Annotated in this window: 15 protein-coding genes and 1 tRNA gene; 9 read left to right on the plus strand and 7 right to left on the minus strand. The window is 73.9% G+C overall.

All coding sequences use genetic code 11. The annotated features are described in order from the left end of the window. Positions 1–8: 8 nt before the first annotated feature. Entirely contained in the window at positions 9–1,301 is a 1,293-nt protein-coding gene (gene nhaA / locus V2J63_RS07480; RefSeq protein ID WP_331230386.1) for a Na+/H+ antiporter NhaA, read from the minus strand. Between the two features lie 265 nt (positions 1,302–1,566). Here nhaA and V2J63_RS07485 point away from each other — a divergent pair, with 265 nt between their 5' ends. The 3 genes from V2J63_RS07485 to V2J63_RS07495 all read left to right on the plus strand — a co-directional run bounded on the left by V2J63_RS07485 (position 1,567) and on the right by V2J63_RS07495 (position 4,223). Next, entirely contained in the window at positions 1,567–2,412 is an 846-nt protein-coding gene (locus V2J63_RS07485; RefSeq protein ID WP_331230388.1) for a uracil-DNA glycosylase, read from the plus strand. A 73-nt stretch (positions 2,413–2,485) separates the two neighbouring features. After that, a tRNA-Leu gene (locus tag V2J63_RS07490) sits at positions 2,486–2,559 on the plus strand. A 107-nt stretch (positions 2,560–2,666) separates the two neighbouring features. After that, on the plus strand, positions 2,667–4,223 hold the full coding sequence (locus V2J63_RS07495; RefSeq protein WP_331230389.1) for an NAD(P)/FAD-dependent oxidoreductase: 1,557 nt from the start codon (positions 2,667–2,669) through the stop codon (positions 4,221–4,223). 96 nt (positions 4,224–4,319) lie between these two features. Here the strand turns inward: V2J63_RS07495 and V2J63_RS07500 are convergent, their stop codons facing one another. The 6 genes from V2J63_RS07500 to V2J63_RS07525 form a co-directional block, all read right to left on the minus strand. Further along, complete coding sequence (locus V2J63_RS07500; protein ID WP_331230390.1) at positions 4,320–5,852, minus strand: PH domain-containing protein; 1,533 nt, start codon at positions 5,850–5,852, stop codon at positions 4,320–4,322. Continuing rightward, entirely contained in the window at positions 5,849–6,406 is a 558-nt protein-coding gene (locus V2J63_RS07505; RefSeq protein WP_331230391.1) for a PH domain-containing protein, read from the minus strand. The genes V2J63_RS07500 and V2J63_RS07505 overlap by 4 nt, the downstream gene beginning before the upstream one ends. 90 nt (positions 6,407–6,496) lie before the next feature. Further along, entirely contained in the window at positions 6,497–7,171 is a 675-nt protein-coding gene (locus V2J63_RS07510) for a response regulator transcription factor (protein ID WP_331230392.1), read from the minus strand. Next, complete coding sequence (locus V2J63_RS07515; RefSeq protein ID WP_331230393.1) at positions 7,168–8,541, minus strand: sensor histidine kinase; 1,374 nt, start codon at positions 8,539–8,541, stop codon at positions 7,168–7,170. Before V2J63_RS07515 ends, V2J63_RS07510 begins: the two co-directional genes overlap by 4 nt. Before the next feature lie 98 nt (positions 8,542–8,639). Continuing rightward, complete coding sequence (locus tag V2J63_RS07520; RefSeq protein ID WP_331230394.1) at positions 8,640–9,497, minus strand: ABC transporter permease; 858 nt, start codon at positions 9,495–9,497, stop codon at positions 8,640–8,642. Further along, positions 9,494–10,444, minus strand: a complete 951-nt coding sequence (locus V2J63_RS07525) for an ABC transporter ATP-binding protein (RefSeq protein WP_331230396.1) — start codon at positions 10,442–10,444, stop codon at positions 9,494–9,496. The genes V2J63_RS07520 and V2J63_RS07525 overlap by 4 nt, the downstream gene beginning before the upstream one ends. Before the next feature lie 299 nt (positions 10,445–10,743). Between V2J63_RS07525 and V2J63_RS07530 the strand changes: the two genes are divergently transcribed. From V2J63_RS07530 to V2J63_RS07555, 6 genes are all read left to right on the plus strand, one after another. After that, positions 10,744–11,625 carry a Bax inhibitor-1/YccA family protein gene (locus V2J63_RS07530; RefSeq protein WP_331230397.1) on the plus strand — a complete coding sequence of 294 codons (882 nt, stop codon included), beginning with the start codon at positions 10,744–10,746 and terminating at the stop codon, positions 11,623–11,625. A gap of 214 nt (positions 11,626–11,839) precedes the next feature. Beyond that, positions 11,840–12,814, plus strand: a complete 975-nt coding sequence (locus V2J63_RS07535; RefSeq protein ID WP_331230398.1) for an LLM class flavin-dependent oxidoreductase — start codon at positions 11,840–11,842, stop codon at positions 12,812–12,814. Between the two features lie 78 nt (positions 12,815–12,892). Then, positions 12,893–13,894, plus strand: a complete 1,002-nt coding sequence (locus V2J63_RS07540) for an acetylxylan esterase (protein ID WP_331230399.1) — start codon at positions 12,893–12,895, stop codon at positions 13,892–13,894. A 3-nt stretch (positions 13,895–13,897) separates the two neighbouring features. Beyond that, positions 13,898–14,764 carry an LLM class flavin-dependent oxidoreductase gene (locus tag V2J63_RS07545; protein ID WP_331230400.1) on the plus strand — a complete coding sequence of 289 codons (867 nt, stop codon included), beginning with the start codon at positions 13,898–13,900 and terminating at the stop codon, positions 14,762–14,764. A 28-nt stretch (positions 14,765–14,792) separates the two neighbouring features. Beyond that, positions 14,793–15,197, plus strand: a complete 405-nt coding sequence (locus V2J63_RS07550) for an FKBP-type peptidyl-prolyl cis-trans isomerase (protein ID WP_331230401.1) — start codon at positions 14,793–14,795, stop codon at positions 15,195–15,197. Positions 15,198–15,214: 17 nt separating this feature from the next. Then, positions 15,215–17,545, plus strand: a complete 2,331-nt coding sequence (locus V2J63_RS07555; protein WP_331230402.1) for a DEAD/DEAH box helicase — start codon at positions 15,215–15,217, stop codon at positions 17,543–17,545. Positions 17,546–17,589 lie beyond the last annotated feature (44 nt).

Here is a 17,589-nt window from a genome sequence, read left to right on the forward strand (position 1 = left end):
GTTGGTGCTCAGCCCCGCCGGGGGTGCGCGCCCCGGCCGCGGACGCGGGTCCGCAGCCGCATGCGCAGCGTGATGGCACCCAGCGTCGCGGCGATGACCGAGCCGATGATGACGGCGACGCTCGCGTGGTCGGCGTGGACGTGGTCGCCGAACGCGAGGTTGGAGATGAGCAGCGAGACCGTGAAACCGATCCCGGCGAGGAACGTCACGCCGAGGAGGTCGGCGAGGTCGATCCCGTTGCCCAGCCGCAGCGGCGTGACCCGGGTGAGGACGGCGACGCTGCCCCAGATGCCGATGACCTTGCCGAGGACGAGCCCGAGGATGACGCCGATGGCGACGGGGTCCGCGACGAGCGCAGCGAGACCACCGGAGTCGACGACCGAGACCCCGGCGGCGAAGAAGGCGAACACCGGCAGCGCGATACCCGCCGACCACGGCTGCATGTGCTCGACGAAGCGGTGCGTCATCGCGTCGTCCTCACCGCGCTGCCGGCGCGCGGGGACGCACATGCCGAGCAGGACGCCCGCGACGGTCGCGTGGACCCCGGCCTCGTGCATGAGCGCCCAGGCGACGAGCGCGACCGGGATGAGGATCCACCACGACGTCATGCGGCGCCGCACGAGGACGGCGAAGACGGCGATGGCGGCGAGGGACGCGAGGAGGGCGATGCCGTTGATCTCGTCGGTGTAGAAGACCGCGATGACGGTGATCGCCAGGAGGTCGTCGACGACCGCGAGGGTGAGGAGGAAGGTCCGCAGGGCCGGGGGGAAGCCGCGTCCGAAGACGCCGAGCAGCGCGGTGGCGAAGGCGATGTCCGTCGCCGTCGGGATCGCCCAGCCGTCCATCCCGTCCGAGCCGGCCGAGATCTGGACGACCGCGTAGATGACGGCGGGCGCGATCATGCCGCCCACGGCGGCGAGCATCGGCAGGAGGGCGAGCCGCATGCTGCGCAGGGAGCCGGTGACGAACTCCGTCTTGAGCTCGAGGCCGACGACGAAGAAGAAGATCGCGAGGAGGCCGTCAGCCGCCCACGTGGCCAGGCTCAGGTCGAGGTGCAGGGCGCTGGGGCCGACGCGGAGCTCGGAGATGCCCACGTACGTCTCGCGCCACGGGGAGTTCGCCCAGGCGAGCGCGAGGACAGCGGCGGTGAGGAGGACGATGCCGGCGGTCGTCTCGTCCCGGACGTGTCCTGGGAGGGCCCGCAGGAAGCGGGTCGCCGGCCGGCGCCGGGAGGAGAGGTTCGGGCGGTCGCCACGCACCGCAGGGCGGTTCTGGGCACGGGAGTCACGGGCTTTGGTCACGTCGGTGCCTTCGGGGTCGGGAACGGGACGCCGACCAGGCTTCCCGGCACACCGCGGATCAGACTAACCCCCGGCCCGGCCGCCGTGCCCGACGGTCCCGGGGGGCGGCGCTCCGGCTCCGGGCACCGCCCTCGCCGCCGTCCGCGACGCCTCGCGGGCGCGCCGGAGCCGGCCGTGGCGATGATGGAGGCATGAGCCTCCGCCCTCGCCGCCGTCCGCGACGCCTCGCGGGCGCGCCGGAGCCGGCCGTGGCGATGATGGAGGCATGAGCCCGATCGCGCCCGGCACCGGTTGGCCCGGGGACCGCGCCACGCCCGCGACCCCGGTGGCCCGCTCGGCGGCCGGGGTGCGCCGCCTCGCCGCCGGCTCCCGGGACCTGCCGGTGCTCGATGCCCGCTCGAGCGTGTGCCGGGCGTGCCCTCGGCTCGTCGCCTGGCGCGAGGAGGTCGCGGTGACGAAGCGCCGCTCGTTCGCGGACGAGCCCTACTGGGGTCGGCCTGCGCCGGGGTTCGGCGACACCCGCGCCCACCTGCTCGTCGTCGGCCTCGCGCCCGCCGCTCACGGGGCGAACCGGACGGGCCGTCTCTTCACCGGGGACCGCTCGGGTGACTGGATCTTCGCGGCGCTCCACCGTGCGGGTTACGCCAACCAGGCCACCTCTCTCCACGCCGACGACGGTCTCGCCCTCACCGGCGCCCGGATGGTCTCCGCCGTCCGGTGCGCGCCCCCGGACAACCGGCCGGAACCGGGGGAACGGGCGGCGTGCGCCGGCTGGCTCGAGCGGGAGATCACGCTCGTCATGCCGACGACGACGGCGATCCTCGCCCTCGGCGGCATCGCGTGGCAGGCGGCGCTGTCCTCGCTGCGCGCGCTCGGCTGGTCCGTGCCGCGCCCGCGGCCACCGTTCGGGCACGGCACCGAGGCGTCCGTCACCAACCCGGACGGCCATGAGGTCGCGCTCATCGGGAGCTACCACGTCTCCCAGCAGAACACCTTCACGGGGCGGCTCACCGAGGCGATGCTCGACGACGTCCTCGCCCGGTGCCGCGCGCGCGACCCGGGGCGCGGCCCCGTCCCCGGCTGGGACGGTGGGTCGGGACCGGCGTCGTGAGCCGGGCGCGCCCACCGCGCCGCCCGGCTGGTGCGGGACGGCGCGCCCCGCTCGTGCGGCAGGATGGTGGCGCGCCCCCATAGCCCAACCGGCAGAGGCAACCGGCTTAAACCCGGTCCAGTGCGGGTTCGACCCCCGCTGGGGGCACACGCAGCCCGCTGCCGGGCCGGCCCCACGGCCGGGTGTGCGCACTCTCACCCGCCCAGAGAGCCTCCTCGCCTAGCGGGATCCGAGGTGCCGACTAGCATCGAGGCATGACCGAGAACTCCGCTTTCGCCCGTTCCGCGAGCCCCTCGGGCGCGCCGGCCGCCGTGGACGCCCCCGTGGCCAGGACGGAGAAGAAGCGCAAGGTCCGCCGCATCCTCGTCCTCGGCGGCGGGTACATCGGCCTGTACACCGCGCTCGGCCTGCGCAAGGAGATGGGGCGCGACGAGGTCGAGATCGCCGTCGTCGACCCGCGCTCGTACATGACCTACCAGCCGTTCCTCCCGGAGGCGGCCGCGGGCTCGCTCGAGCCTCGCCACGTCGTCACCCCCCACCGTCGCGAGCTGCGCGGCTGCACCCTCATCTCCGGGCGCGTGACGGAGATCAAGCACGCCGAGCGCAAGGTCGTCGTCACGCCGGTCGCCGAGGAGACGCCGTACGAGCTCTCCTACGACGAGCTCGTCATCGGGCTCGGCTCCGTCGCGCGCACGCTCCCCATCCCGGGCCTCGCCGAGCAGGCGATCGGCTTCAAGTGGATCGAGGAGGCGACCGCCCTGCGCAACCGCGTCCTCGGCCAGATGGACGCCGCCGCCTCGACGTGGGACCCCGACCACCGCCGTCGGATGCTCACCTTCGTGTTCGTCGGCGGCGGGTTCGCCGGCATCGAGGCGCTCGCCGAGATCGAGGACATGGCACGCTCCGCGACGAAGTCCTACGACTCCATCGCGCCGAGCGACCTGCGCTTCGTCCTCGTCGAGGGCGCCGGGCGGATCCTGCCCGAGCTCGGCGACGAGCTGGGCGGCTACGCCCTCGAGCAGCTGCGTGCGCGCGGCATCGAGATCAAGCTCAACACCTTCCTCAACTCGTGCGTCGACGGCGTCATCGAGCTCTCCTCGGGCGAGTCGTTCGAGGCCGACACCCTGGTGTGGACGGCCGGCGTCAAGGCCAACCCGGTCCTCGGCAACTCCGACCTCCCGCTCGACAAGGCCGGTCGGGTGCGGACGTCCGCCACCATGCAGGTCATGGGCGACGACGGCATCGTCCCCGGCGCGTGGGCGGCCGGAGACTGCGCCGCGGTGCCGGACCTCGCCGTCGGCGGGGACGCCACGTGCGCCCCGACGGCGCAGCACGCCGTGCGCCAGGCCAAGCACCTCGCGAAGAACCTCGTGCGCGCGGTCCGCGGCGAGGAGCCGACGAACTACGAGCACAAGAACCTCGGCACCGTCGCCTCCCTCGGCCTCGGCAAGGGCGTCGCGCAGATCTTCGGCATCAAGTTCCGCGGGCCGCTCGCCTGGTTCATGCACCGCTCGTACCACATGTGGGCAATGCCGACCTTCAACCGCAAGGTCCGCATCGTCCTCGACTGGACGACGGCGATGTTCTTCCGGCGCGAGCTCGTCGCCCTCGGGTCGATGCACTCCCCGCGTGCGTCCTTCACCGAGGTCGCCACCCCGGCGGGCAAGAAGAAGGACATCCCCGCCGACGCGGCCGGTGCCCCCACCGACGCCCCGGCGGACGGCCCGCTGCCCGACAAGCACGACGCCGAGGCCGCCTCCCCGGTCCCGGCCGGCGACCACGCCGCGCAGTCCGGCTCCGGGCAGCACTGAGCACCGGGGAGCGCTGAGCTCCGCAGAGCACTGAGCACAGGGGAGCGCTGAGGGCAGGGCGTCGCTGAGCGGCGCCCTGCCCTGCCTCGTCGGCGGTCAGACGAGCGCGACCTCGTCCGTGAGCGTGGCGGCCAGTGCGGCGGCGTCCGCCAGGGCGAGGTCGACGCCGGTGTACCCCTGCTCGCCCGCGGCGGTCGTCACCGTGAGCGAGGCCAGCCCGAGCATCCGTTGGACCGGGCTCTGGCTCACGTGGGCGCCGTTGATCCCTCGGGCCTGGAGCACGTCGGTGCGGTGGCTGAAGAAGCCGCGGCGCAGGTAGAGGTAGTCGTCGTCGAGCCGGTGCCCGAGGGCGCGGTAGTAGCCGTGCCCCGCGACCACGCTGACCGGTACCAGCGCGGCCGGCAGGAGCAGCAGCCACCCGCTCCACCACCCCGTGGCAGCCCCCGCCCAGAGCGCGGCGGCGAGGAGCGCCGTGGCGATGAGGTAGCGGGCGACGGCACGACGGCGAGCAGCCCGCGGGTGGGCGACGAACGGGCCGGCGGCGGGGGTGCCGTCGTCGTCGAGGACGGGGCGACCGAGGAGTGCCGTCGCCACACGGAGGGCGACGTCGCGGGTGGTCCCCGGGAGCATGGACGAGCTCTCGGTCATCATCTGGGCCAGGCTCACCCCGGTCATGACGGGTGCGAGCCGGGCGCCGCCGAGCAGCCGCGTCAGGAGGGGGCGGCTCAGGGTCACACCGCGCAGGCGGTCGTGGTCAGCGGTGAAGGAACGGGTGGTGAGCAGCCCGCGCGTGGCGAGGAAGCGCCCGCTCGGCTCGCGCACGAGCCGGTAGCCCCACCACGCCTCCGCGAAGACGACCGCGCCGGACGCGGCGCCGAGGACGACGACGAGCCCGAGGGACGTCACGGCCCACGCACCCCACGGCACCCGGTCGAGGATCCCCATGACCTGCTCACCGACCCACTCCTCCCGGCCGACGAGGGAGACGACGCCGTACAGCGTCCCGATGACGGTCATCGGCCCGGCGATGAGCCACGCGCCGACCATGTGGAAGACGACCCACCGCCAGCGCAGCGTCTGGATCTCCTCGCCCGCGGGCTCGGCGACCCGGGGGTCGAGGCTCGTGGCGACCTCGGGGCCGCTGCGCCGCAGGAGCTCCGCGCGCAGGTGCAGGGCGTCGGTGCGTCGCAGCCCGTTGAGCGTGAGCGTGCCCTCCCCGGTGAAGGAGTTGCCACCGGTCCCCACGCGCAGGATGACGAGGCCGAGGAGGCGGTTGCTCAGGGGCGCGGTGATGTCGACCGTACGGACCCGGTGCAGGGGAATGCGGTTGCTCCTGCGGACGAGCAGGCCCGTCGTGTGCTGCAGCTCCCCGCCGGTGAGCCGGAAGCGCACCTTGATGTAGTTGAGCGCCTGGTTCGCGGGATTGAGCACGGCGAGGACGGCGAGGACGATGACGGTGTAGCGGGCGGCGTCGTTGTCCGTGTTGAAGAACCACCACCCGGCGGCCGCGGGAACGAGCCTTACGAGCATGCGGAGCAGCGACGCGACGACGACGCGCGGGTCCAGGCGCTGCCACGGGACCTCCTCGGCGCCGACCTCGTGGGGGTCCTCGGGCTGCGGCGTCGTCACGTGGCGTCCCCGCGGGTCGCGGCGACGGCGTCGGTCAACCGGCTGACGAGCTCCTCGGCCATCTCGGCGTCCAGGCCCTGGATGACGACGGCGCCCTGCGCGGAGCCGGTCGTCACCGAGACGGCCGCGAGACCGAGCAGTCGGTGCAGGACGTTGCGCTTGGCCTCGACGGTCTGCACCCGCGAGAGCGGCGCGATCCGCCACTGCCGGCCGAGCCAGCCGGTGCGGGAGTACACCGCCGTCGGGGTCGCCTCCCAGCGGTGGGTGCGGTACCGCAGCCACGGCGCGACGACGACGGCGGGCGCGAGCAGCACCGTGGCCGCACCGGCCGCGGCGAGCAGCCACGGGCGGCCGGCGTCCCACAGCAGCGCCGGGACGACCGTCCCCGTCAGCGCGACGACGAGCCAGAGCGAGCGCGACAGCAACCAGTAGGTGCGAGCCGCCGGGGCGACGCGGTAGCGGGGCGGGCGGAGGGCACCGTCGTCGGGCCGCGGCTCGCGGACCCGGTCCTGGTCCGCAGACGGCGTCGGCGGCGAGGGGTGGGGGGGTTCCACGAGGCTCCTTCGGGTCGGCGTCGGGGGCGGATGTGACCTGTGGGACCGAGGTGGGTGGCCCGGTCCGGGTGGCGTCGGCGCGGAGCGACGTCACCCCGGCCTGACGAGACCTGTCTCGTAGGCGAGGACGACCGCCTGGACGCGGTCGCGCAGGCCGAGCTTGGCGAGGACCTTGCCGACGTGGGTCTTGACGGTGGCCTCGGAGACGCAGAGGCGGTCGGCGATCTCGGCGTTCGACAGCCCCTCGGCCACGAGCTCGAGCACCTCGCGCTCCCGCGCCGTCAGTGCGGACAGGCGCGGGTCCGCGCCGTCGGCCGCGCCGGTGCGGACGGCGCTGGGCAGGTGCGCCCCGAAGAGGTCGAGCATCCGCTTCGTCACGCGGGGGGAGACGACGGCGTCCCCGCTCGCGACGGTCCGGATCGCCTCGACGAGCTCGGCGGGGCGGGTGTCCTTGAGCAGGAAACCGCTCGCGCCGGCGCGCAGGCCGGCGAAGGCGTACTCGTCGAGGTCGAACGTCGTGAGGATGAGCACGCGGCAGGCGGGGTGGGCGGAGACGATCTGCTCGGTCGCCGCGATGCCGTTGACGCGCGGCATCCGCACGTCCATGAGGACGACGTCGGGGCGCAGCGCGCCGACCATCTGGACGGCGGCGGCACCGTCGGCGGCCTCACCGACGACGTCGATGTCGTCCTCCGCGTCGAGCACGAGGCGGAACCCCATGCGCAGCAGCGCCTGGTCGTCGACCAGCAGGACCGAGATGCTCATGCCTCATCCTCTTCGTTCCAGCGCAGCACGGCGCGCACCCGCCATCCGGCGCGGGCCGGCCCGGCCTCGACGTGCCCGTCGTACACGGCGGCCCGCTCGCGCATGCCGATGACGCCGCGCCCGCCGGGGGAGCCGTGCGCGGACGCGCCCGCCTCGTTGTACACCTCGATGTCCACCTGACCGTCGCCCCGCACGAGGGTGGCCTCGATGCGGGGGGAGCCCGGGGCATGACGCAGGACGTTCGTCAGCGCCTCCTGGACGATGCGGTAGACGGCGAGCTGGAGCCCGGCGTCGGCGGGCAGCGGTGGGCCGGACTCGGTGAGCTGGACGGGCAGGCCGGCCGCCTGGAAGCGCGCGACGAGGTCGGCGAGGTCGGGCGCGGCCGGCTGCGGGCTGAGCGCGACCTTGCCGTCGGGACCGAGGGCGGGCGGGGCGTGGTCCTCACGCAGCACGCCGAGCACCCGTCGGGTGTCCGTCAGCGCGGAGCGGCCGGTGGCGGAGAGCTCCTCGAGGGCGTGCCGGGCCGTGTCCGGGTTGCGCGCGAGCGCGGCGGCGGCCCCGTCGGAGAGGGCGACCATGACGGAGAGGCTGTGCGCGACGACGTCGTGCATCTCCCGGGCGATGCGGTTGCGCTCGGCGGTGAGCGCGATCTGCTCGCGCTGGTCCCGCTCGAGCGCGAGCTGGCTCGTGCGCTCGACGAGGGAGGCGACGTGGTGGCGCCTGTTGCGGGCGCTCGTGCCGATCGCGAGGACGAAGAGCGAGAGCACGAGCTCCGTCGCCGTCGAGATCCAGAACGCCTGCATGGTCGTCAGCTCGGTGACCGTCACGTCACCGTTGCCGCCGCCGCTGACGATGATCGACTCGACGGGGTCGTACCAGACGTAGAAGGACAGGGCGTGCGCGACGTTGAGGGCGAGCAGGCCGAGCCACGCCGTCGTCGGGCGGCGGTAGGCCGCGACGGCGTAGAGCGCGAAGACAGAGGCGATCTCGAGCCCCGACGTGTCCCCGGTGGCGGCGAGCGAGGCCGCCAGGAGGGTGACGATCCCGCCGAGGACGAGCACGGGCGCGTGCCTGCGCCGCAGCAGCACCGCCGAGGCGATGACGATGAGGACCGCGGCGGTGACGCGCTCGCCGCTGCTCAGCCCGGACGGGTCCCACAGGAGCACGCCGGTGCTCGGCCCGGCGAACCACAGGACGATGACCCAGTCGAGGACGGCGGGGTGGTGGTGGAGGAACCGGCGCAGGGGACCGAGGCGACGCGCGCTCAGCTCGGTGAACGGCTCCGTCGGCGGCACCGGTGCCGCCGACGGCGGGTCCTCGGCGCCGGGGGCGTCGGCGTCGTGACGGGGCGCGTCGAGCCGCGGAGCCACCGGCGTGGCGCGCGCCGGCGCGGGGAGGCCGACGCGCGGCGGCGCCGGGAGGCGGGCGCTCGTGGGCCCGCCTCCCGGCGTCGGGTGCTCCTGCGTGCTCAGGCGTCCCTCCGGCGCAGGAAGACCGTGGCCGCCACGAGGACGACGGCGACGTAGGCCATGAGCACACCGAAGCCGGCCCACGGCTCGAGGAGGTTGTCCGGCATCCCCATCGCCATGGCGCCCATGTCGAACGCGACGATCTGCTCACCGGCGGTCGAGGGGAGGTAGGGGTAGAGGTCGGCCACCCAGTCGAGCTGAGCCGCGGCGATCTGAGCGACCGTCGGCAGGACGAGGAGCACGCCGAGGACGGTGGCGATCGCACCGGCCGAGTGGCGCAGGAGCGCACCGACGCCGAGGGCGAGGAGCGCGACGGCCATGAGGTAGAGACCCGTGCCCCAGAACATGCGCTGGGTGTCCGGGTCGCCGAGGTCCGCCGCGCCACCGGCGTCCGCGAGCAGCGGGATGCTCACGAGGTAGGACAGGCCCACCCCGACGACACCGAGCACGAACGAGACGACGGCGATGACGAGGGCCTTCGCGGCGAGGACGCTCACGCGACCCGGGACGGCCGCGAAGCTCGACCGGATCATGCCGGTGGAGTACTCCCCGGAGATGACGAGGACGCCGAGGACGGCGACGACGAGCTGGGCCATCGAGTAGCTCAGCCCGAGCACCATCGTCCCGTCCGGTCCCGCGCCGAACTCGGGGTTCTGGGCGGCCTGGCTCGCGCCGAACGACATGAGGAGCGCCATGAGCACCATGGCCAGGAGCGTCGCGCCGATGACCCAGTAGGTCGAGCGAAGCGACCACAGCTTGATCCACTCCGCGCGCACGACGCGCGGGAAGGACACGGGCGAGACCGCGACGGCGCTGCTGCTGCGCTCGGGGCGGCGTGAGGTGGTGGTGGCGCTCATCGGTGGGCCCCTTCCGGCGTCGTGGTGGTGGCGGCGTGGGAGCCGTCCTCGGAGCGGTACTCGACCTCGCCCTGGGTGAGGGTGAGGTAGGCGTCCTCGAGCGAGGCGCGTACGGGGGTGAGCTCGTGGAGCGCGATGCCGGCGGCTGCGGCGAGGTCGCCGATCTCCTCGGCGCTGCGGCCGCGGACCTCGACGAGGCCCGGCTCGGCCGAGCTCACGCTCACGCCGCTGCGCCGGATGAGCTCGGCGAGCTCGCTCACGCGCGGGGAACGGACCCGGACGGTCGTGCCCTGCGTCGCGTCGATGACCTCCTGGACCGGCCCGGCGGTGATGATCCGCCCCCGCCCGATGACGAGGAGCTGGTCCGCCGTCTGGGCCATCTCGCTCATGAGGTGGGAGGAGAGGAAGACCGTCCGGCCCTCGTCCGCGAGGTAGCGCACCATCGTGCGGACCCACTTGACGCCCTCCGGGTCGAGCCCGTTGACGGGTTCGTCGAGGATGAGGGTGCGCGGGTCGCCGAGCATGGCGGCGGCGATGCCGAGGCGCTGGCCCATGCCGAGCGAGAACCCGCCGACGCGCTTCTTCGCCACCGACTGCAGGCCGGTCATCTCGATGACCTCGTGGACCCGCTTCGTGGGGATGCCGTGCGTCGCGGCCATCGCCCGGAGGTGGTTGTACGCGCTGCGGCTCGTGTGGACGGCCTTCGCGTCGAGGAGGACGCCGACCTCGCTCAGCGGGCTGCTGTGCTGGGCGTAGGGCTTGCCGTTGACGGTGACTTGCCCCGAGGTCGGGCGGTCGAGGCCGACGATCATGCGCATCGTCGTCGACTTGCCGGCACCGTTCGGGCCGAGGAAGCCCGTGACCGTCCCGGGGGAGACGGTGAAGGAGATGTGGTCGACGGCGGTCTTGTCGCCGTACCGCTTGGTCAGCTCGTGCGCTTCGATCATGGGCGGATGCCTCTTTCGGACGTGGGTCTCATCCCTTCCTACGCTAGGCCCCGCGCCGCGCGCCGCGGCTCGCTGGAGGGATGAAACCGGGGTCGGCCGTGCTCCGCCGGCCGGGTGAGGGCCTCATCCTCAAGGCTGAGGCGTCGGGCGGAGCTCGGCCGGGGGGAACGCTGCGCCAGAACGGCGCGGGAACAGCCCGAGAGGCACACGCGTTCTACTGACAGACCCGTACGATGGGCCCGACTAGCAACACCGGTCCGCTCCGCGAAGGAGCAGGCGCCGCGACCAGGAGGCAGTGAGTGAGCAACCCCGTCTTTGAGAACAGTCCGTACTTCGGCAAGAAGCGCGGGTCGCAGGCGCGCACCCCGAACGGCTACCCGGCCTACCCCGGCTACGGTGCCCAGGGCGCGACGGGCACCATGTACCCGCCGACGGTCAACGGCACGCAGGTGCAGGACCTCGAGCACGCCTACGCGCAGCCCGCGGCCGGCGGCGCCCAGATCGGGCGCATGACCTACGACGACGTCATCATGAAGACGGGTGGCCTGCTCGCCCTCGTCGTCGCCGCGGGCGCGTTCAACTGGTTCGTGCTCGGCGGCAGCATGGTCGTCACGATCGGCGGCCTCGTGGTCGGCCTCGTGCTCGGCCTCGTCAACGCGTTCCGGCGCGAGCCGAGCCCGGCGCTCATCATGGCGTACGCCGCCGCAGAGGGGCTCTTCCTCGGCGGCATCTCCGGGGTCTTCGAGCTGATGTACCCCGGCATCGTCCTCCAGGCCGTCCTCGCGACCGGCGCGACGTTCCTCGCCACGCTCGTCCTCTTCCGCAGCGGCGCCGTGCGCGTCACGCCGAAGCTCACGCGCTTCGTCCTCATCGCGCTCGTCGGCTACGCGCTGTTCTCGCTCGTCAACCTCGGCATCATGATGTTCGGCTCGAGCGACGCCGCGTGGGGCCTGCGCTCGAGCGTCGAGATCATGGGGATCCCGCTCGGGGTCTTCATCGGCATCTTCGCCGTCGGCCTCGCCGCGATCTGCCTCATCATGGACTTCGACGCGATCAAGCGCGGCGTCGACCAGGGCGTCCCGGCGAAGATGGCGTGGGCCGCCGCCTTCGGCCTCGTCGTCACCCTCGTCTGGCTCTACATCGAGTTCCTGCGTCTCATCGCGATCCTGCGCGGCAACTGACCTGCAGCCCTCGCACCTCACCGCCCCGACGGCGGCCGGCCCCCGACCGGGGTCGGCCGCCGTCGGCGTATCTCCGCCGGGGCGCGCCGGACGCAGCGGGCACGTGAGCCGGACCCCCGGCATGCCCGGGTGAGGGATCTCACGGCGGGATGACACGGCGCGGTGCGGGCGTTGCCCTCAAGGACCACCCACGCCAGGAAGCAGGCCCGCCGCCATGGACATCCCCCTCTCGATCCTCGACCTCGCCCCCATCGGCCCCGGGGAGACCGCGCGCGACAGCTTCGCGGCGAGCGTCGACCTGGCGCGGCTCGCGGAGGAGCGGGGCTACCGGCGGGTCTGGTACGCCGAGCACCACAACATGCCCACGATCGCGTCGTCGGCGACGAGCGTCCTCATCGCCCACGTCGCGGCGCACACGTCGACGATCCGTCTCGGGGCCGGCGGCGTCATGCTGCCCAACCACGCGCCGCTCACCATCGCCGAGCAGTTCGGCACGCTCGAGACCCTCCACCCGGGACGCATCGACCTCGGCCTCGGCCGCGCGCCCGGCAGCGACCAGGCCACGATGCGCGCCCTGCGCCGCGACCCCATGTCCGCGGAGACGTTCCCGCAGGACGTCGTCGAGCTCCAGGGGTACCTGCGCGGGGAGTCGCGCATCCCGGGCATCCAGGCCATCCCCGGCGCGAGGACCAACGTGCCGCTGTACATCCTCGGCTCCTCGCTCTTCGGGGCCCAGCTCGCGGCCGCGCTCGGCCTGCCGTACGCCTTCGCCTCGCACTTCGCCCCGGACGCCCTCCACGACGCCGTCGCGACGTACCGGCGGGAGTTCACGCCCTCGGACCAGCTCTCCGAGCCGTACGTCATCGCCGGCGTCAACGTCGTCGCGGCGGACGACTCCGCGTCCGCGACCGAGCAGTTCATGACGATGCGCCGCTCCCGCGTGCGGGGCATGATCGCTCGCGGCCCGGGCACCCCGGACTACAGCGACGCCGAGATCGACGCGTTCCTCCTCACGTCCCACGGGCGCAAGATCGCCTCGATGATGCAGTACTCGGCGGTCGGGACGCGGGACGAGGTCCACCGCTACCTCGAGGAGTTCGCCGCCTCGGCGCACGCCGACGAGCTCATTGTCGCCCACGCCTCGCCGGGCGCCGCCGAGCGCCTGCGCTCGGTCGAGCTGACGCTCTAGGGGGAGCGTCTGCGCGCGCCGGCGGGTGGGGCGGGAGCGCCTGGGTCGCTGGGGGCGGAGCGCCGATAGGGTGGCGCCATGCCGCTGTTCGACCTCGGTGCCGAGGCGCTCACCACGTACCGACCCGACGTCGCGGAGCCGAGCGACTTCGACGCCTTCTGGGCCGCGACGCTCGCCGAGACGCGGGCTCACGCCCTCGACGTCACGCGCGAGCGCATGGACGCCGGGCTCCCGCTCGTCGAGGTCGAGGACCTCACCTTCTCCGGCTTCGGCGGCCACCGGATCCGGGCGTGGTACCTGCGCCCCGCCGGAGCGGCGGGCGAGCTCCCCGCCGTCGTCGAGCTCCTCGGCTACGGCGGCGGCCGCGGCTACCCGCACACCCGGCTCCTGTGGCCGACGGCGGGGTACGCCTACGTCGTCATGGACACCCGTGGGCAGGGGAGCGCGGGCACCCTCGGGCACGGCGTCACTCCGGACCCCGCCGGTGCGGGCCCGGCGACCGCCGGCTACCTCACCCGCGGGATCGGCGACCCCCACGAGATGTACTTCCGGCGTCTCTACACCGACGCGGTCCGCGCGGTCGAGGCCACCCGCTCCCTCGACGGCGTCGACGCCTCCCGGGTCGCGGTCACCGGCGTGAGCCAGGGCGGCGGGATCAGCCTCGCCGTCGCCGGCCTCCTGCCCGACGTCGCCGCCGTCATGCCCGACGTGCCGTGGCTCTCCCACATCCGCCGCGGAGTCGAGATCGCCCCCGACGGCCCCTACGCCGAGGTGCGGACCTACCTCGCGGCCCAGCGGCACCACGTCGCGACGGCGATGTCGACGCTGTCCTACGTCGACGGCGCCAACCTCGCGGCCCGCGCGAGCGCGCCGGCCCTGTTCTCGGTCGCGCTCATGGACACAGTGTGCCCGCCGTCGACCGTCTACGCCTCCTTCAACCGCTACGGCGGCACGGACAAGACGATCGAGGTCTACCCGTTCAACGGCCACGAGGGCGGCCAGGACGTCCAGCAGGCCGTCCAGCTCCGCTGGCTGGCGGAGCGGCTCGGCGCGCCGGCACCGGCGACGACGGGGGGCTGAGCCGTGCGCGTCGGCATCACGATCCTGCCCCAGGCCCGGTGGCGCGACGCCGCGCCGCTGTGGCGCCGGGCGGAGGAGCTCGGCTTCGACCACGCGTGGACCTACGACCACCTCGCGTGGCGCTCGCTCGTCGACGAGCCGTGGTTCGCGACCGTGCCGACACTGACGGCGGCGGCGACCGTCACCGAGCGCATCGCCCTCGGCACCTGGGTCGCGTCCCCCAACTTCCGCCACCCGGTGCCGTTCGCCAAGGAGCTCATGAGCCTCGACGACGTCTCGCACGGCCGCTTCGTGCTCGGTGTCGGGGCCGGCGGGCTCGGGGTCGACGCCCGCGTCCTCGGCGACGAGCCCCTGCCCCCGCGCGCCCGGGTCGAGCGCCTCGCCGAGTTCCTCGAGCTCCTCGACCTCCTGCTCACCCAGGACTCGACGACGTGGTCCGGGAGCTACTACTCCGCCGTCGAGGCCCGCATGATCCCCGGCTGCGTCCAGCGCCCCCGCCTGCCCTTCGTCGTCGCCGCGAACGGCCCACGCACGATGGCGCTCGCCGCCCGTCACGGGCAGGGCTGGGCGACCACGGGCCCTGAGGGTGCCGAGGACGACGCCGCGTGGTGGCGCGGGGTGCGGGGGCTCGCCGCCCGGTTCGACGACATCGCCGCCGAGCACGGCGACGCCGGGATGCCGCGCTACCTCAGCCTCGACTCCGGCGGCTACTCCCTGCAGTCGGTCGGGCGGTTCGAGGACATGGTCGGGCTCGCCGGGGAGGCGGGCTTCACCGACGTCGTCGTCCACTGGCCGCGCGCGAACGGCGTCTACGCCGGTGACGAGGCCGTCCTCGAGGACGTGGCCGCGCGCCTGCCCGCGCTGCGCTGAGCGTCCGGGGACCGCATAGGCTGGCCCGATGAGCAGCGACCTTCCCACCGCGTCCGGTTCCTTCGGCGACAAGCCCGTCCTCACGTTCCCTGGGGGCCCGGCCCCCGAAGGCCTCCAGATCACCGTCCTCGAGCCCGGCAGCGGCGAGCTCGTCAACGGCGGCGACACGATCGTCGTCAACTACCTCGGCCAGGTCTGGGAGGGGTCCGTCTTCGACAACTCCTACGACCGCGGCGAGACGATCGCGTTCCCCATCGGCATGGGCGTCGTCATCGGCGGCTGGGACGACGGACTCGTCGGCCAGCAGATCGGCTCGCGCGTCATGCTCTCGATCCCGCCGGAGCACGGCTACGGCGAGCGCGGCGTCCCGCAGGCCGGCATCAAGGGCGACGACACCCTCGTCTTCGTCATCGACATCGTCGGCGTCGAGTAGACCCCCGCTCGGCGCCGGTGCCCGACGACGTCCCGCACGTGCGGCCCGGCGCCGAGGCGCGGGAGCTCATCGACGAGCGCACCTCGCTCGCCGCGGACGCCGGGGCGGTGCTCGCGCGGCTCGACGACGCCCGTGCACAGGTCGCGCGGCTCGTCGAGGCGGAGCGCGACGCCCGGGTGCGGGCCGAGCTCGCCGGAGTCGCCGTCGAGCGGCTCGCGGACATCACCGAGGCGAACCTGCGTGTCCACGCGCTGCGCGCCGCCGGTTACGCGAGCGCCCTCGACGTCCTCGACACCACGCCGGCCCAGCTCGAGGCCCACGACGGGATCGGCCGGCACACCGCGCGCAGCGCCGTCGCCGGCGCGCAGCAGCTCGCCGACGCCGTCCGGGCGGGCGTGCGGCTGCGCATCGAGCTCCGCCGCGAGGGTGGGCTCGGTTTCGAGGTCCTCACGCTCCTCCACCGTCTCGAGCGGCTGGCGCCGCTTGTCGAGCCGCACCGCGCGCACCTCACCGACTTCGCCTCCTCGGTAGCGGCGCTCGCCCCGGTCGCGGAGCCGGCGACGAAGCGCCTCGCGTTCGTCTTCACCCGTGGCGAGGCCAGGCGGCGCACCCTCGCCGCGCTCGACAGCCTCGCCGGATGGGGGCCATGGCTGACGACGACGCGCCTGGCCGCCGTCGTCGGCGAGCTCGCGGCGCACTGCCGCGCCCCGGACCCCGGACCCCTCACCCTGTGGGAGGACTTCGAGCGCCGGGCCGGCGCCTACTACGCGCTCCTCGGGCAGATCGTGCCGATGGGCGACCTCACCGCCGCGGACGGCATGCTCCCGGCAGAGCTCGTCGAGCGGATCAACGCCTACGCCCTCGACGAGACGCACCTGCGGGTCACCCTGCGCGGCTACCAGGCGTTCGGCGCGCGGTTCGCGCTCAACCAGGGCCGCGCGATGCTCGGCGACGAGATGGGCCTCGGCAAGACGATCCAGGCGATCGCCGCCATGGCCCACCTCGCTGCGCAGGGCGAACGGCACTTCCTCGTCGTGTGCCCGGCGAGCGTCCTCATCAACTGGACGCGCGAGGTGACCACCCGCTCGACGCTCGGCGCTCACCGCCTCCACGGCGCGGACCGGGGCGGCGCGATCGACCGCTGGGTCGCCGAGGGCGGCGTCGGCGTGACGACCTTCGAGGGCCTGCGTCACGTGCCGCTCCCGCCACCGGTGGGAGGCACGCGGACGGAGGATGGGTCGGTCCCGCCGGAGGGGACGGTGCACGAGGCAGAGCCGAGCCCGGTGGCCGAGGCCGTCGGTCCCGCCGTCGGGATGCTCGTCGTCGACGAGGCGCACTTCGTCAAGAACCCGCGTGCGCTGCGCTCCCGCACGGTGACTGCGTGGGCGGAGCGGTGCTGGCGCGTCCTCTTCATGACCGGCACCCCGATGGAGAACCGGCTCGAGGAGTTCGCCAACCTCGTGCGCTACCTCCAGCCCCGGCTCGTCGAGGAGCTGCCCGCCCACCTCGGTCTCGCCGGCGCCGACCTCTTCCGCAACCAGATGGCGCCGGTGTACCTGCGCCGCAACCTCGTCGACGTCCTCGTCGAGCTTCCCGAGCTCGTCACCGTCGACGAGTGGGAGGAGTTCACCCCGGCGGGGGAGCGCGCGTACCGGGCGGCCGTCGCGGGAGGGAACTTCATGGCGATGCGCCGGGCCGACTTCACGACGCCGCACCCCCGTGACTCCGCCAAGCTCGCGCGGCTCCGCGAGCTCGTCGAGGAGGCGGGCGAGAACGGCCACAAGGTCGTCGTGTTCTCCTACTTCCGTGACGTCATCGACCGGATCGTCGACGCACTCGAGGAGGTTCCCGGCGGCGTGCCGTTCGGGCCGGTGACCGGCTCGGTCCCGGCGGCCGACCGGCAGCGCATCGTCGACGACTTCACCGCCGGGCCGGCGGGCGCCGTCCTCGTGGCCCAGGTCCAGGCCGGCGGCGTCGGGCTCAACATCCAGGCCGCCAGCGTCGTCGTCCTCGCGGAGCCGCAGCTCAAGCCGGCGGCGGAGGCGCAGGCCGTCGCCCGCGTGCACCGCATGGGTCAGGTGCGCACGGTCCAGGTCCACCGGCTCCTCATCGAGGACAGCGTCGACGAGCGGATCGAGACGATCCTCGCCGAGAAGCGCCGGCTCTTCGACGCCTACGTCCGCGACTCGAGTCTCGCCGAGGGGGCCGTCAGTGCCGTCGACGTGAGCGAGGCAGAGCTGGCGCGGGAGGTCGTCGCCGCGGAGCAGGCCCGGCTCGGTCACGGGCCGGTGTGGGACGAGCTGATGGCGCAGGGGGCCAGCGAGCCGGGGGAGCAGGCGGCGGGCTGAGGACGCCCGACGTCGGCGGACGGGACGGGCCGCGCTCGGGCGCC

It is taken from the genome of Georgenia wangjunii, assembly GCF_036421975.1.
GTDB lineage: Bacteria > Actinomycetota > Actinomycetes > Actinomycetales > Actinomycetaceae > Georgenia_A > Georgenia_A wangjunii.

Bases quoted from the DNA above. Each gene is read 5' to 3' on its own strand.
- V2J63_RS07525 (WP_331230396.1), bottom strand. From the start codon at position 10,444: ATGATCGAAGCGCACGAGCTGACCAAGCGGTACGGCGACAAGACCGCC.
- V2J63_RS07520 (WP_331230394.1), bottom strand. From the start codon at position 9,497: ATGAGCGCCACCACCACCTCACGCCGCCCCGAGCGCAGCAGCAGCGCC.
- V2J63_RS07550 (WP_331230401.1), top strand. From the start codon at position 14,793: ATGAGCAGCGACCTTCCCACCGCGTCCGGTTCCTTCGGCGACAAGCCC.
- V2J63_RS07540 (WP_331230399.1), top strand. From the start codon at position 12,893: ATGCCGCTGTTCGACCTCGGTGCCGAGGCGCTCACCACGTACCGACCC.
- V2J63_RS07535 (WP_331230398.1), top strand. From the start codon at position 11,840: ATGGACATCCCCCTCTCGATCCTCGACCTCGCCCCCATCGGCCCCGGG.
- V2J63_RS07495 (WP_331230389.1), top strand. From the start codon at position 2,667: ATGACCGAGAACTCCGCTTTCGCCCGTTCCGCGAGCCCCTCGGGCGCG.
- V2J63_RS07485 (WP_331230388.1), top strand. From the start codon at position 1,567: ATGAGCCCGATCGCGCCCGGCACCGGTTGGCCCGGGGACCGCGCCACG.
- V2J63_RS07510 (WP_331230392.1), bottom strand. From the start codon at position 7,171: ATGAGCATCTCGGTCCTGCTGGTCGACGACCAGGCGCTGCTGCGCATG.